The 15,079-nt window shown below is 41.9% G+C and carries 13 protein-coding genes; 9 read left to right on the forward strand and 4 right to left on the reverse strand.

Annotated elements, in window-relative coordinates:
• Window positions 1-3: 3 nt before the first annotated feature.
• The 4 genes from FVA69_RS02375 (at window position 4) to dusA (ending at window position 3,027) form a co-directional block, all read left to right on the forward strand.
• Window positions 4-477, forward strand: coding sequence for a DUF6882 domain-containing protein (locus FVA69_RS02375; protein ID WP_164528351.1), 474 nt, complete (start codon window positions 4-6; stop codon window positions 475-477).
• A gap of 362 nt (window positions 478-839) precedes the next feature.
• Window positions 840-1,049, forward strand: coding sequence for a YdgH/BhsA/McbA-like domain containing protein (locus FVA69_RS02380; protein ID WP_109912594.1), 210 nt, complete (start codon window positions 840-842; stop codon window positions 1,047-1,049).
• Window positions 1,050-1,186: 137 nt separating this feature from the next.
• Window positions 1,187-1,813, forward strand: coding sequence for an isochorismate family cysteine hydrolase YcaC (gene ycaC / locus FVA69_RS02385; RefSeq protein WP_004914979.1), 627 nt, complete (start codon window positions 1,187-1,189; stop codon window positions 1,811-1,813).
• 212 nt (window positions 1,814-2,025) lie between these two features.
• On the forward strand, window positions 2,026-3,027 hold the full coding sequence (gene dusA / locus FVA69_RS02390; RefSeq protein WP_164528352.1) for a tRNA dihydrouridine(20/20a) synthase DusA: 1,002 nt from the start codon (window positions 2,026-2,028) through the stop codon (window positions 3,025-3,027).
• 55 nt (window positions 3,028-3,082) lie between these two features.
• On the opposite strand, the gene FVA69_RS02395 is transcribed toward dusA, so the two are convergent.
• Window positions 3,083-4,066, reverse strand: coding sequence for a quinone oxidoreductase (locus FVA69_RS02395; protein ID WP_110731425.1), 984 nt, complete (start codon window positions 4,064-4,066; stop codon window positions 3,083-3,085).
• Between the two features lie 211 nt (window positions 4,067-4,277).
• Between FVA69_RS02395 and dnaB the strand changes: the two genes are divergently transcribed.
• From dnaB to FVA69_RS02410, 3 genes are all read left to right on the forward strand, one after another.
• Window positions 4,278-5,690, forward strand: a complete 1,413-nt coding sequence (gene dnaB, locus FVA69_RS02400) for a replicative DNA helicase (protein WP_004260904.1) — start codon at window positions 4,278-4,280, stop codon at window positions 5,688-5,690.
• Window positions 5,691-5,942: 252 nt separating this feature from the next.
• Window positions 5,943-7,025, forward strand: coding sequence for an alanine racemase (alr, locus tag FVA69_RS02405; RefSeq protein WP_004914965.1), 1,083 nt, complete (start codon window positions 5,943-5,945; stop codon window positions 7,023-7,025).
• A gap of 104 nt (window positions 7,026-7,129) precedes the next feature.
• Window positions 7,130-8,326 carry an aromatic amino acid transaminase gene (locus FVA69_RS02410; protein ID WP_115166560.1) on the forward strand — a complete coding sequence of 399 codons (1,197 nt, stop codon included), beginning with the start codon at window positions 7,130-7,132 and terminating at the stop codon, window positions 8,324-8,326.
• A gap of 79 nt (window positions 8,327-8,405) precedes the next feature.
• Here the strand turns inward: FVA69_RS02410 and uvrA are convergent, their stop codons facing one another.
• Entirely contained in the window at window positions 8,406-11,240 is a 2,835-nt protein-coding gene (gene uvrA, locus FVA69_RS02415; protein WP_109912590.1) for an excinuclease ABC subunit UvrA, read from the reverse strand.
• Between the two features lie 718 nt (window positions 11,241-11,958).
• Between uvrA and FVA69_RS02420 the strand changes: the two genes are divergently transcribed.
• Window positions 11,959-12,480: a single-stranded DNA-binding protein gene (locus FVA69_RS02420; protein WP_109912589.1), complete on the forward strand. Its 522-nt coding sequence runs from the start codon at window positions 11,959-11,961 to the stop codon at window positions 12,478-12,480.
• A 274-nt stretch (window positions 12,481-12,754) separates the two neighbouring features.
• Here FVA69_RS02420 and FVA69_RS02425 read toward each other — a convergent pair whose 3' ends face one another.
• Together FVA69_RS02425 and FVA69_RS02430 are read right to left on the reverse strand one after the other, a co-directional pair.
• The gene (locus tag FVA69_RS02425; protein WP_117163030.1) at window positions 12,755-13,162 is read right to left on the reverse strand and encodes a helix-turn-helix domain-containing protein; all 408 of its coding nucleotides are present in this window, start codon (window positions 13,160-13,162) and stop codon (window positions 12,755-12,757) included.
• A gap of 239 nt (window positions 13,163-13,401) precedes the next feature.
• A complete protein-coding gene (locus FVA69_RS02430; protein ID WP_164528353.1) occupies window positions 13,402-14,574 on the reverse strand; it encodes an MFS transporter in 1,173 nt (390 codons plus the stop codon).
• A gap of 333 nt (window positions 14,575-14,907) precedes the next feature.
• On the opposite strand from FVA69_RS02430, the gene ivbL reads away from it, so the two are divergent.
• On the forward strand, window positions 14,908-14,997 hold the full coding sequence (ivbL, locus tag FVA69_RS02435; protein WP_109912586.1) for an ilvB operon leader peptide IvbL: 90 nt from the start codon (window positions 14,908-14,910) through the stop codon (window positions 14,995-14,997).
• Window positions 14,998-15,079: the final 82 nt, after the last annotated feature.

The following is a 15,079-nucleotide window of genomic DNA, read 5'->3' on the forward strand; positions in this document are numbered from 1 at the left end:
TCAATGGATAATGAAATAGAACAAATGCCTTATGAGGCATTAATTGAACGTAGCATGAATGCGTTACAGGCCAAAAACCAATTTCATTGTGATACATGGAAATTAGATGAAGCAGATTGGTCAGTAAACCAAGACGAAGGAACCATTATATTTCATGCATCTGATAATCTTATGGCAACAGCGCCGGTGCAAATTGTTGGTACATATGACCAAAGCCAAGGTAGTTGGATGTGGAGTTGGGCAAACAGTTCTATCGACAACGCTTTAACGCAAGATGCAATCGCGGTGAAAGCTTATGGCGAGCGGAAAGACAACACATTATTAACCGCCCGTATTAGCCAAATTGAAGAATATGACGCATGGCAATTAACGGCATTAGCCTGCGAACTCAATAGCCAACAAGGGGTATACCGTGGAATTGCAGGGCATACTTTAATCTTTATGACATTTGGCGAGGTTTCTCTTCAACAAATTTAGGTTGTATCGGTGCCTTATCTCTGGTCGATAAGGCATTTTAGCACCGTTATTCCATTAGCCTGTCCGTTATGCTCAGTTTCTTTTTCTATATAGAACTTGCTATCAGCTGCAACTCCAGAATTGGCTGAGCAAATGATTGAATTAATAAATAGCTAACTAAGCATCGATGGTTGGATCGATGTATTTAGCCACTTAGCCATCAATGAATCTCTTTCTTATTTCTCTTCTTTTTATCTTATTCAATTTAACTGAATAAGATGAGCGATATTATTAGCTTTAACCTAAATGTCATTACCCGTAAGATACCTTCATCGCAGACAACAAGGGTTGTCTCATCGAATACTAAGTGAAGGAATTAGACTATGAACATGTTAAAAACTTTGATGACAGCTTCTGTATTATCTTTCGTTGCATTTGGTGCATCAGCAGCAACAATCACTGCAACAGGTGATACGCTGGCTTCAACAGAAGCAAAAATTGCAGCTAAAGCTAAAGCAGCCGGTGCAGACAGCTATACAATTACCAGCGCTCGTATGGGGAATTTTGTCACAATGAGTGCTGAAACCAAATAACAAATTGTGTGAATTCATCTTATTGAAATATTTTTGATGAAAAGTGGTGTTTTAGGATCAGTAAGTAGATTAAATGCCACTTTTATTTTATCTGAACCAATATAGAGTACTTTTCTAATCATTGAGGAGTCGTTGATATGAGCTTTAAATATAACCGCCTAGATAAAGATAATGCAGCTGTATTACTTGTTGACCATCAAACGGGTTTGTTATCGCTAGTTCGTGACCAAGATCCGGATAAATTCAAAAATAGCGTGTTAGCGCTAGCCGATCTGGCAAAGTATTTTAACTTACCAACTATTTTGACGACATCTTTTGAAGATGGTCCTAATGGCCCATTAGTTCCTGAATTAAAAGAAACCTTTCCAGATGCGCCTTACATTGCCCGTCCAGGTCAAATCAACGCGTGGGATAACGAAGAGTTCGTCAAAGCGGTTAAAGCCACAGGTAAAAAACAGCTAATCATTGCCGGTGTTGTGACAGAAGTGTGTGTGGCATTTCCTGCACTATCTGCACTGGAAGAAGGCTATGAAGTTTTTGTTATTACTGATGCCTCAGGTACATTTAACCCAATAACACGTGATGCCGCATGGGATAGAATGTCAAAAGCAGGGGCTCAACTGATGAGCTGGTTTGGTGCTGCTTGTGAATTACACCGTGATTGGCGTAATGATGTGGAAGGTTTAGGAACGTTGTTCTCAAACCATATCCCTGATTACCGTAACTTAATGACTAGCTATGCACTGCTTTCTGCGAAAAAATAGTGCGTGACTGAGTATTAAAATGACATAATTGGTTTATAAATCCTCGGTATGACATTGCTCATATCGGGGGTTATTTCGTTAATTTAACCAAGTCCAGCCACTCGTTTTCGTCATCATCGCACTTAGTTCGCTCTATGTTATAATAGCCTATTGTTTTTGCTTGGCTCCTTGCTTTTGGAGCTATCTATTTGATTTTAATACACAAGAACACCATGCATCAAAATACCTCAAAACAAGGCTATACCAACCTAAACCGATTTTCCGTTGCCCCTATGCTCGATTGGACAGATCGCCATTGCCGTTATTTCCATCGCCTATTAAGCAAAAATACCCTGTTGTATACCGAAATGGTCACAACGGGAGCGATTATTTACGGAAAAGGGGATTACCTTGCTTTTAGTGAAGAAGAGCATCCAATCGCATTACAACTTGGTGGCAGCGATCCTGCGGCATTAGCGCAATGTGCGAAGCTGGCTCAAGAGCGTGGTTATGATGAAATTAACTTAAATGTGGGATGCCCATCAGATCGCGTACAAAATGGGCGTTTTGGCGCTTGTTTAATGGGAGATGCGCAGCTTGTTGCTGATTGTGTGAAAGCCATGCAAGACGTGGTTTCTATCCCGGTAACCGTAAAAACGCGTATTGGAATTGATGAGCAAGACAGTTACGCGTTTCTATGTGATTTTATTGAAACCGTTTCTGATAAAGGCGGTTGCGAAATGTTTATTATCCATGCGCGTAAAGCATGGTTATCAGGCCTTAGTCCAAAAGAAAACCGCGAAATTCCACCATTAGATTATCCGCGGGTTTACCAACTAAAACGTGATTTTCCGCATCTGACAATGGCCATTAATGGCGGTATTAAAACCTTAGAAGAAGCCAAACAACACCTTCAATATTTAGATGGTGTGATGGTGGGGCGTGAAGCCTATCAAAATCCGTCAATTTTAACTGCAGTTGATAACCAATTGTTTGGTGAGCACTTTCCTGTCACTAATGGTGTTGACGCTGTTAGAGCGATGTACCCTTACATCGAAAAAGAGTTATCGAAAGGCGCTTATTTAGGCCATATGACCCGCCATATGTTAGGGATTTTCCAAGGTATCCCCGGCGCACGTCAGTGGCGTCGTCATTTAAGTGAAAATGCGCATAAAAAAGGGGCTGACTTAGTCGTTGTTGAGCAAGCTCTCGAGTTTGTGACGCGTGGCGAATAGCTATCATGTGGGGAAAAAAGCGCCATTTGGCGCTTTTTGCATATTGAGTCGCTTATTATGGAACCAATAAACTCGAACCTTGGGTTTTTCTTGATTCGATAGTGAGGTGAGCTTTTTGTGCATCTTTTAAAGCAAAAATTTGTGATTGCGGCACATCTACATTCACTTTTCCGCTTAAAATCATATCAAATAAGGCATTACTAGCTTGGTCTAGCTCAGCACGGTTAGTCACATAGACACCCAGTGATGGGCGAGTGACGTATAATCCGCCTTTTTGGTTTAAAATTCCTAAGTTTACACCGGTAACAGGACCAGAAGCGTTACCAAAACTCACCATTAAGCCGCGACGCTTGAGCGAGTCTAAAGAAGCAATCCATGTAGATTGACCGACAGAGTCATACGCCACATTCACTTTCTCGCCATTAGTGATTTCTTTCACGCGAGCTGCAATGTCTTCTGTTTGGTAATTGATGACTTCCCATGCTCCGGCATCTTTGGCTCTTAACGCTTTATCTGCAGAACCCACCGTGCCTATCATCTTAGCGCCTAGCGCGTTTGCCCATTGGCAAGCTATCAACCCAACGCCACCTGCAGCGGCGTGGAACAGAAAGACTTCGTCACGTTTCAGTTGATATGTCTGATGGAATAAATAATAAACCGTCATGCCTTTTAATGAGCTGGCTGCGGCTTGTTCAAAGGTAATACCATCAGGAAGGTGTGCCACGGCACTTTCAGGGACATTATGGACTTCGCTATAAGCACCTAGAGGGCCTTGCGCATAAACGACACGGTCACCGGGCTTGAAACCTGTGACATGGGCACCAGTTTTCACAACAACACCTGCCGCCTCTGTACCAAGGCCACTTGGTAGCTTAGCAACAGGGTATAAACCGCTGCGAACATAGGTGTCGATAAAGTTAATCCCGATAGCACGGTTTTCTATTTGAATTTCATTATCTGCTGGGTTTGCTGGGGAATAATCTACTAAGTTAAGTACATCAGCGCCGCCATGTTGCGCGAATTCAATACGTTTTGCCATGACAATCTCCAATAAGGACTATTCATTTTAATTACAATAACAATCGTTTTATCATAACGCCATGTTTCAATCAGAAGAATTACAGGTTTGTGCTTTCAGTGATGTATTTATCCTGTGATTACTTTGCGTAAAGACGCAAAGAAAACCACAAAAAAATAAGATTGGCGTATACTAAGCGCAGATCGTTAATTATAGACTTGGATATTAATGTATGGCTAAAAAACCCTCATCAAATTTCAAAACGGATGCCCCACGAGACCACCAAATGGAAGGGTTAAAACTTCCACCACATTCTCTCGAAGCGGAGCAGTCTGTTTTAGGGGGGTTAATGTTAGATAACGAGCGCTGGGATACCGTTTCTGAACGTGTGACTCACGCTGATTTCTTTAGCCGACCCCATCGCACCATTTTCTCACAAATGCAATTTTTGCTTGAGCAAGGCAAACCCATTGACCTTATAACGTTATCGGAATCACTAGAACAACAGGGTGAATTGGATAGCGTGGGTGGCTTTGCTTATTTGGCTGAGCTATCTAAAAATACGCCAAGTGCAGCGAATATTAATGCTTATGCTGACATCGTCCGCGAACGTGCGATTGTTCGCGATATGATATCTGTCGCCAATGAAATTGCGGATGCAGGTTATGACCCACAAGGGCGTAGCAGTGAAGATCTCCTCGATTTAGCCGAAACCAAAGTTTTCCAAATAGCCGAGTCAAGAGCGAATAAAGATGAAGGGCCAAAGGGTATCGAAGCCATTTTGTCGGAAACTGTTGAAAAAATTGAGCAACTTTACCAACAACCGCACGACGGCGTTACTGGGGTTTCAACAGGTTATCAAGATCTCGATAAAAAAACAGCAGGTTTACAAGGCTCTGATTTAATTATTGTTGCTGCACGTCCGTCAATGGGGAAAACCACCTTTGCGATGAACTTGTGCGAAAATGCGGCGATGACAGAAGAAAAACCGGTACTTATCTTCAGCTTAGAGATGCCCGGCAACCAAATTATGATGCGTATGTTGGCGTCACTATCTCGTGTCGACCAAACTCGCATTCGTACTGGGCAACTTGATGATGAGGATTGGGCGCGAATTTCAAGTACGATGGGCATTTTGATGGAAAAACGCAACATGTACATCGATGATTCGTCAGGTTTGACTCCCACAGAGGTACGTTCACGTGCGCGTCGTATTTATCGTGAACATGGTGGGTTAAGTTTGATCATGATTGACTACCTTCAATTGATGCGAGTTCCTGCTCTTTCTGATAACCGAACGTTAGAAATTGCTGAAATTTCACGCTCACTCAAAGCGTTAGCAAAAGAGCTTAATGTTCCCGTAGTGGCGTTGTCACAGTTAAACCGTAGTCTTGAGCAGCGTGCAGATAAACGCCCTGTTAACTCGGATTTGCGTGAATCAGGGTCTATCGAGCAGGATGCAGACTTAATCATGTTTATCTATCGTGATGAAGTTTATCACGATAACAGCGAACTCAAAGGCGTTGCGGAAATCATTCTCGGTAAGCAACGTAACGGGCCGATTGGTACAGTACGGTTGACGTTTAATGGGCAGTGGTCGCGGTTTGATAATTACGCGGGGCCTGCGTATAACGACGAAGACTAAATACTCGTCATATTTTACACGGTTGCGGTGTTGGCTGCACTCAGCTACGCGAGTCACATAGTTATGTATGCTCCCCGCGATATCTTCGCTTGCCGCCTAGCGATATTGCAAACTATTTAGAGTATTAAAGCTAAACGACCAAGATCGAATGGAAATTGGTTTTTTTTAGCGTATAACAAATAGAGAACATATTGAGCTGCCAATGTGCAGCTTAATTTTTAGCGGCTTTATAGAAAAAAGAACGAGGAAACAATGAAAGCGGCAACCGCATTGATAAACCGCCGCGCTCTGCGACACAACTTGCAACGGGTGAAAGAAATTGCACCAAATAGCCGAATGATTGCAGTTGTTAAAGCAAACGCTTATGGTCATGGATTAGTAGGGGTTGGTCAGGCAGTAGAAGAGCTGGTGGATGGCTTTGGTGTGGCAAGACTCAATGAGGCGCTACTTTTACGACAGCACGGCGTGATAAAACCGATTGTTTTACTGGAAGGTTTTTTTGAGCAGTCTGACTTGCTGTTGATGGCAGAGCACCAGATTGACACCGTGATCCATTGTATTGAACAGCTTGAAATGTTAGAAGCCACCAAATTACCTTATCCTCTTAAAGTTTGGATGAAACTGGATACAGGCATGCACCGCCTTGGTGTACTGCCGAAAGATGCCGAAGACTTTTATCAACGTTTACAACGCTGCCAACAAGTTCAGCTTCCTATTAATATTGTTAGCCATTTTTGCCAAGCAGATGCCCCTCATTTACCGACAACTGAAAAACAAATTACTTGTTTTAAACAGTTTATTGCTGGTAAAGAGGGGGAAAAATCCATTGCCGCCTCCGCCGGAATTTTGCTGTGGCCAGAAGCTCACTATGACTGGGTTCGCCCAGGGATCATGATGTATGGTGCATCCCCACAAGAAGGGAAAAGCGCAAAAGATTTCGGTTTATTTCCTGTGATGACATTAAAATCAACATTAATTGCGGTTAGGGAGCATTCGGCAGGGCAATGTGTGGGTTACGGTGAAACATGGTGCAGTGATAAAGATACGCTGCTTGGTGTTGTTGCCATCGGCTATGGAGATGGTTATCCACGTAACGTTCCTTCAGGCACACCGGTGTTAATTAATGGGCGAAAAGTGCCTATTGTTGGGCGAATTTCCATGGATATGACCGTGGTGGATTTGGGACTAAATGCGGAAGATAAAGTGGGTGACGATGTTATTTTATGGGGAAATCAACTGCCAGTTGAAGAAATTGCCGCACAAACAGGCATTATAAACTATGAGTTACTGACGAAGTTAACCTCTAGAGTTGCAATGGAATATGTAGACGAATAGTCAGCAAAGGGTTATTTTCAGATAACAACGTAAAAAAATGGCGCTAAATATGGCAAATCATCGCTTGCTTTATTTAGCGTAAAACAATGATTAGGAGATGTCCTGTGTTCGAACATGTTGATGCTTATCCGGGCGACCCAATTCTGTCGTTAATGGATGAATTTAATAAAGACACTCGTGAAAATAAAATTAATTTGAGTATCGGTCTTTACTATGATGGTGAAGGAAAAACCCCTGAACTGGCAACAGTCGGTACGGCAAAAGCGGCGTTAAATAAACTGCCAGCAAGCGCATCACTGTATTTGCCTATGGAAGGTTTGAAAGATTACCGTACTGAATTACAAAAATTAGTCTTTGGTGAGGATTGCCCGCTAATTGCACAGGAACGTATCGCTACTGTCCAAACGATTGGTGGTTCTGGTGCGTTAAAAATTGGTGCCGATTTTTTACATCAATATTATCCCGATTCCGAAGTGTGGTGCAGTGACCCAACTTGGGAAAACCATGCCTCTATTTTTTCAGGCGCGGGGACAAAAGTGCATTACTACCCGTATTTTGATGAAAAAACCAAAGGCGTTAAATTTGATGAAATGCTAGCAACATTCAAAAAATTACCAGCAAATAGCATCATCCTAATGCATCCGTGTTGCCATAACCCAACAGGCTCCGACCTTACTCCTGCACAATGGGATGAAGTCACTAAGGTGGCATTAGAACACAAACTGATCCCATTCTTAGACATTGCTTATCAAGGTTTTGCCGAAGGCATTAATGAAGATGCTTATGCTATCCGAGCGATGGTCAAAGCCGGTTTACCCGTGTTTGTCAGTAATTCATTTTCTAAAATTTTTGGTATCTACGGTGAACGTGCGGGTGGCCTGTCGGTGATCTGTGAAAACCAAGATGAACGTGACCGTGTGTTAGGTCAGCTAAAAGCGGGTGTTCGCCGTTTATATTCTAGTCCACCATCTAATGGCGCAAAAATTGTTGCTGCGGTATTAACCAATAGCGCTGAAAAAGCTAAATGGTTAGCGGAAGTGGAAGAGATGCGTTTACGTATTTTAGACATGCGTACGGTACTGGTTAATGAGCTGAAAAAGGCACTACCAAACCAAAATTTCGACCACTTATTAAAGCAACGCGGTATGTTCAGCTACACGGGTTTTTCTAAAGAGCAAGTGGCTCGCCTGAAAGACGAATTTGCGGTTTACTTGGTTGGAACTGGCCGCGTTTGTATGGCAGGTGTTAATCGTCATAATGTTAAACGTATTGTGGAAGCATTTGCCGCCGTTAGCCAATAATTTTTAGCTATCGTAATAATTATCAGGGAGCAAAATGCTCCCTGATGGTCTTTCTACTTATTTTTAATGGCCTTTCGACTTAATAGCCGCGTTCTAAAATCGTTTTCAAGAACCTTGCAGTGTGCGATTTTTCACACTCAGCCACTTCTTCTGGTGTACCAGCAATTAAAATTTCACCGCCACCACTACCACCTTCTGGGCCTAAATCGACAATCCAGTCCGCTGTCTTAATGACATCAAGGTTGTGTTCAATCACCACAATGGTATTTCCTTGGTCACGAAGTTGATGTAAAACGACTAAAAGTTGTTGGATATCAGCGAAATGCAGGCCTGTTGTTGGCTCATCCAAAATATAGATAGTTTGCCCTGTTCCGCGTTTAGACAGCTCTTTGGCTAATTTCACACGCTGTGCTTCACCACCTGAGAGTGTTGTCGCTGATTGGCCGAGACGTATGTAGGATAAACCAACGTCCATCAAAGTTTGTAGCTTGCGGGCAAGTGCAGGTACGGCATCAAAGAATTCACGAGACTCTTCGATAGTCATATCCAAAACTTCATGGATATTTTTACCTTTATATTTAATCTCTAATGTTTCTCGGTTATAGCGTTTACCTTTACATTGGTCACAAGGGACATACACATCAGGTAAGAAGTGCATTTCAACCTTGATGACCCCATCACCTTGGCAAGCCTCACAACGGCCACCTTTTACGTTAAAGCTAAAACGTCCTGGGTTATAACCTCGAGTCCGAGATTCAGGTACACCAGCAAATAGCTCACGCACAGGTGTAAATACACCAGTATAGGTGGCAGGGTTCGAGCGTGGTGTCCGGCCTATTGGGCTTTGGTCAATATCAATCACTTTATCAAAGTGCTCTAAGCCTTCGACATCCAAATAAGGGGCTGGTGTGATGGTGGTTGCACCATTTAATTGACGTTGAGCAATAGGGAATAGGGTATCGTTTATCAGTGTTGATTTACCCGAGCCAGATACACCAGTAATACAGGTAAATAACCCGACTGGGATTTTTAATGTCACATTTTTCAGGTTGTTGCCTTTTGCCCCGAACACAGTCAGCATTTTATCTTTATTAATTGGAACGCGTTTTTGCGGGATGTCAATTCTGCGCTCACCACTTAAAAATTTACCTGTGAGTGAATCTGGGTTTGCGACAATATCTTCCAATGTTCCTTGGGCAACAATTTGCCCGCCATGCACCCCAGCACCAGGGCCGATATCAATCACATGGTCTGCGGCGCGGATCGCGTCTTCGTCATGTTCAACCACGATCACGGTATTTCCTAGATCGCGTAGGTGGATCAAGGTTTCAAGTAAGCGGTCATTATCACGTTGGTGTAAGCCAATTGAAGGTTCATCAAGGACATACATCACACCCACTAAACCTGCACCAATTTGGCTTGCTAAACGAATGCGTTGTGCTTCACCACCGGACAAGGTGTCGGCAGAACGTGAAAGAGTCAGATAATTAAGCCCAACATTGACGAGAAACTTCAGGCGATCGCCAATTTCTTTTAAGACTTTTTCTGCGATTTGAGCACGCTGACCAGTGAGTTTTAGGTTTTGAAAAAATTCCATTGCGTGGCCAATGCTGTAATCTGCGATTTCCGGCAACGTTGTATTTTCAACAAAGACAAAGCGCGCTTCTTTACGTAAGCGCGTTCCATGGCAAGAGACACATGGACGGTTACTGATATATTTCGCTAACTCTTCACGGACAGCTGTTGATTCCGTTTCTTTATAGCGGCGCTCCATATTATTGAGTACGCCTTCAAAAGGGTGCCGGCGTACAGTGATATCGCCACGGTCATTACGGTATTTAAACTCAATCGTTTCTTTGCCTGAACCATATAAAATAATTTTTTGGATAGCTGGGCTCAGGGTGTCGTAAGGCGCTTCCACATCAAATTTATAATGCTCAGCTAATGACATTAGCATTTGGAAATAGTAAAAGTTACGGCGATCCCAACCGCGAATTGCGCCACCGGCAAGTGAGATTTCGGTATTTTGGATGACTCTTTCGGGATCAAAAAACTGCTGAACACCTAAGCCATCACAGCTTGGGCAGGCCCCAGCAGGGTTGTTAAAAGAAAATAGGCGAGGTTCAAGTTCTACCATACTGTAGCCGCAAACGGAGCAGGCAAAATTCGCAGAAAAAACCAGTTCTTCTGCGTTTGCGTCATCCATATCAGCGACAATTGCAGTACCACCAGATAGTTCTAGCGCGGTTTCAAAAGATTCGGCTAAACGCTGAGCAATATCATCACGAATTTTGAAACGGTCAACAATGACTTCAATCGTATGTTTTTTCTGTAATTCGAGCTTTGGTGGATCGGAGAGATCGCAAACTTCCCCATCAATTCGGGCGCGGATATAGCCTTGGCTGGCCAAGTTATCGAGTAGCTTAACATGCTCCCCTTTACGTTCTTTAACGACAGGAGCAAGTAGCATCATTCGGCGATCGGTGGGTTGAGCCAAAACATTATCGACCATCTGGCTAACAGTTTGAGCTGCAAGCGGTATGTCGTGATCAGGGCAGCGAGGTTCACCAACACGGGCAAATAATAATCGCAGATAGTCATGAATTTCTGTGATGGTTCCGACCGTCGAACGAGGGTTATGTGAAGTGGATTTTTGTTCAATCGAAATAGCAGGGGATAACCCTTCAATATGATCGACATCCGGTTTTTCCATTAAAGAAAGAAACTGGCGGGCATAAGCAGATAAAGATTCAACATAACGGCGCTGACCCTCTGCATACAGGGTATCAAAAGCTAAAGATGATTTCCCTGAACCAGATAACCCAGTAATAACAATGAGTTTGTCGCGAGGGATGACGAGATTGATGTTTTTCAGATTATGCGTACGTGCGCCGCGGACTTCGATATTATCCATTTACCACTTCCCGGATGATTTGATATTGAACAATCGCAAGAGACTATTATCACATATTTATGGCTGAATGGATATACAGTATTTCCTATTCGTCATATTTCAAACCGTGGCGTTGTTGGCTTCTCTCAGCTACGCAGGTCACATACTTTTGTATGCTCCCCGCGATACCTTCGCTTGCCGCCTAGCCACAGCTTGAACTATTTAGAATAGGTTCTGCTCGTCATATTTCAAACCGTGGCGTTGTTGGCTTCTCTCAGCTACGCAGGTCACATACTTTTGTATGCTCCCCGCGATACCTTCGCTTGCCGCCTAGCCACAGCTTGAACTATTTAGAATAGGTTCTGCTCGTCATATTTCAAACCGTGGCGTTGTTGGCTTCTCTCAGCTACGCAGGTCACATACTTTTGTATGCTCCCTACGATATCTTCGCTTGCCGCCTAGCCACAACTTGAATTATTTAGAGTAAGATTTTAATGGTGAAACAGAAAAACAGAAAAACAGAAAAACAGCGATCTGAATTTATCGAAAAGGAAAAGATAGATGCGGTATGCATTATTTTGTGTCTATACTGACAAAAGCACTATGAAATTTCACTAAAAGCTGGAAAGCGTTTCGCAAATTAACAAGCTCAATTTCAAATATTGGTGCAAATCAGCTCTGTCGTGGTAAACTTCACGGCTAATCCAGAGATTAAAATTCAATGCATCAGGAGTAATAAATGGCCAGCAGAGGCGTAAACAAAGTAATTCTTATCGGTAACCTAGGACAAGATCCAGAAATCCGTTATATGCCTAACGGCGGAGCTGTGGCAAACCTGACTCTGGCAACTTCTGAAAGTTGGCGTGACAAGCAAACCGGTGAGATGCGTGAAAAAACCGAATGGCACCGAGTCGTTATTTTCGGCAAACTTGCTGAGGTAGCAGGTGAATACCTAAAAAAAGGTTCACAAGTCTATATCGAAGGTTCTCTGCAAACACGTAAATGGCAAGATCAAAGTGGTCAAGATCGTTATACGACAGAAGTTGTTGTGAATATCGGTGGCTCAATGCAAATGTTAGGTGGCCGTGGCGGTGATGCACCATCACAAGGTCAAGGCGGTCAAGGTGGTTGGGGCCAACCACAGCAGCCTCAAGCGGCACAACAATTCAGTGGTGGTGGAGCGCCAGCCGCACGCCCATCAGCACCTGCACCACAAACCAATGAACCACCAATGGATTTTGATGACGATATTCCGTTCTAATTCTTACTGATTAGAATGTATAAATAAAATAAAGGCTTCCTTGTGAAGTCTTTATTTTTTAATAAATATAAATGCTAATAATATATATCTAGAAAATATTGTTTTTTATTGGAATGATAAAACAAATACAGAACCGAAACATTAAGAGTTTATTAATTCTAAATTAAGAATTTCTTAAATAAATAAAAAATCCCCAGCAATTAAATTACATGGGGCTTTGTATTGGTAGTGTTATAAAAAAAAGAAATATAAATTTTATTTTCATATTAGCGTATCAAGCTACTTTAGGTTCCAGTAGTAATGGGTCATTTTGGCTTTCACCGGACAGGCGGTAGATTGACGGTGACGTACCTAAATAAGCTCTAAATCGCTTTGCAAAAGATTGCTGGGAGTCAAATTGGTATTTTAATGCAATATCAATAACTTGAAGTTCAGTGGAGCATAGGTCTTTAGCAGCTTCACAGATCCTTCTTCGGCGAATATATTCACCTAAAGGCATACCAACAACTTTTCTAAATACTCTTTGTAAATGCCATTTTGTATATCCTGATTTTAGTGCAATATCATCAAGTAATAGACGACTGGTTAAGTTCATTTCAATCCAAACTAATATTTCATTAACAACTGTAGATTGAAATTCTGTGTACTTCCCATTATAGGGAACAGGGATTTCTTTATACATAATATCTTCCTATTAGTTACTTTTTAATCTTATCCCTCATTCAGTCAATAGCCAATAAATAAATAGTAAACAAAGTTGAATTCAGTTTGTTAATTGGCAAAACAGACAAAATACCGATTTTTAATTAGTTTATAGCCAGTAGAGTTTATCTTAAGGAGATATATTCATCATATCGATTAACAATAGATGAAATTATTACGCTCTCTGAATATAAAACCATCGCACAGTGATATCACTTTTTATTGGTGTTTGGGGATATATTTTTTTAGCTTCCAAAAACTCATTAAAATTGTAGCGGAAATGATTACAGATAGAACATTCATCGCTTGCCATCCGAGAGTGAAGAAAAGAACGCCTGCTCCTAAACTGCCTATTCCACCGAAAAAATAGATAAGAAAATCAGTCATGCCTTGTACTTTAGCTCGCTCATGCATTTTATATGTATGGGGCAGTAGGTTGGTGGTACTGATTAAAAGCAAATTCCAAGCAACACCCACAAATATACCCGCCAACAAATAATTGTAAAAATGGTTATCTAGCAGGTTCATAGTTGCTGATAAAATTAACAGTACGATACCGCAGAAAATAATGCGTTTTGCCCCTAAAAGATGAATTAATGTTCCAGTGAAGAATGACGGTGCAAACATACCTAATACATGGAATTGAAATACAATCGCAATAGAGGAAAAGGCGAAGTCATGTTGTTTCATAGATAACGGTATCGAGGCAAAAGTAAAAACTACAATGGCATACCCAGCGGCACTGACAATAGCGATTAATTTTAAAATAGGTTGTGAATACAATGCACTGTAGTTGCGTTTGACTAACACTTCATCCGATGGCGTTTTCACTATTTTCTTTAAAGGCACAACGAGTAATAGAATAAATGCGATCACATAAATGGCGGCTAACGTGATGAACGGCCCTGCAAACGGGTATTCTGTAAAAAAGCGCTGGGTGGTAATGGCTAATGTTGGTCCGATTAAGGCCGCAGCAATGCCTCCACTCATAATAAGGCCAATAGCTTTTGCTCGTAAAGAAATAGGTGCTTCTTCAATTGCGGCAAAACGGAATTGTTGTGCAGTACCAATAGCAATCCCAGTGAAAAACAACCCGATGGAAAAATACACTAAATGACTTTCTATCACACCAAGAATAGAGAAGCCTGCACCGATTAACCCACCGATGTTACCAATAATAAAGCCCACCCTTCTCGAATATTTTTGCATTAAAAATGCGATCGGAATAGTTGCTAAGATTAAGCCAACGTACTGACTTACCAGTGGAATAGTTGCATAAGTTGGGTTGGTAGCCAATTTTTCGCCAATAACTACTGCTACAGAAAGGACAATCGCATTTCCTGTGATAAATAATGCAAGTGTGATAGTTAACCACCAAACGGATTTTGGCATATATCCCTCTGTCTATTAATTAAAAATCAATTGGTTATATTTCTTACATTGAGGGAATAATCCCTCTGAATGCGGTAAAGGATACAACTTAAAGTTGACTTTAAGTCAAGGTCTGCGATGGTATTTTAAGTAGTGATTAATGCTATATTTTTTTATTTTAATGGATAATGTCGCTGCTGGTGCGAGATGTGATGAGAGTCGCAATTACTATTCCTTTGGGATAAAACAAGAAAAAATGATTGTCATGCTGGGAAATTTATGTTCTTTTAATAAAAGAAACTGAAAAACAATAATCAATAAATTAGACAGACTAAACAGGAAGAACCCGTGAACATGACGACTAATCACTTAAACCTACTACTAACCGCGCCACGTGCCGCGGTGGTCGTGCGTGTGGTGGTGGTCGTGGGCTTAGCGCCGTAACGGGTACAAATCAACGCAGATTTAGAAACCCCGCCGGCGCAAACCGAGCGGGGTTTTTTATCACCTCTCGCTCGGATCCGCA

The sequence above is a fragment of the Providencia sp. PROV004 genome (genome assembly GCF_011045615.1).
In the GTDB taxonomy this organism is placed as follows: domain Bacteria; phylum Pseudomonadota; class Gammaproteobacteria; order Enterobacterales; family Enterobacteriaceae; genus Providencia; species Providencia rettgeri.

Excerpts from the sequence above, each read along its gene's own strand:
- FVA69_RS02420 (WP_109912589.1), top strand. The coding sequence starts at position 11,959 with ATGGCCAGCAGAGGCGTAAACAAAGTAATTCTTATCGGTAACCTAGGA.
- uvrA (WP_109912590.1), bottom strand. The coding sequence starts at position 11,240 with ATGGATAATATCGAAGTCCGCGGCGCACGTACGCATAATCTGAAAAAC.
- dnaB (WP_004260904.1), top strand. The coding sequence starts at position 4,278 with ATGGCTAAAAAACCCTCATCAAATTTCAAAACGGATGCCCCACGAGAC.
- alr (WP_004914965.1), top strand. The coding sequence starts at position 5,943 with ATGAAAGCGGCAACCGCATTGATAAACCGCCGCGCTCTGCGACACAAC.
- FVA69_RS02425 (WP_117163030.1), bottom strand. The coding sequence starts at position 13,162 with ATGTATAAAGAAATCCCTGTTCCCTATAATGGGAAGTACACAGAATTT.
- dusA (WP_164528352.1), top strand. The coding sequence starts at position 2,026 with ATGCATCAAAATACCTCAAAACAAGGCTATACCAACCTAAACCGATTT.
- ycaC (WP_004914979.1), top strand. The coding sequence starts at position 1,187 with ATGAGCTTTAAATATAACCGCCTAGATAAAGATAATGCAGCTGTATTA.
- FVA69_RS02380 (WP_109912594.1), top strand. The coding sequence starts at position 840 with ATGAACATGTTAAAAACTTTGATGACAGCTTCTGTATTATCTTTCGTT.
- FVA69_RS02430 (WP_164528353.1), bottom strand. The coding sequence starts at position 14,574 with ATGCCAAAATCCGTTTGGTGGTTAACTATCACACTTGCATTATTTATC.
- FVA69_RS02395 (WP_110731425.1), bottom strand. The coding sequence starts at position 4,066 with ATGGCAAAACGTATTGAATTCGCGCAACATGGCGGCGCTGATGTACTT.
- FVA69_RS02375 (WP_164528351.1), top strand. The coding sequence starts at position 4 with ATGGATAATGAAATAGAACAAATGCCTTATGAGGCATTAATTGAACGT.
- ivbL (WP_109912586.1), top strand. The coding sequence starts at position 14,908 with ATGACGACTAATCACTTAAACCTACTACTAACCGCGCCACGTGCCGCG.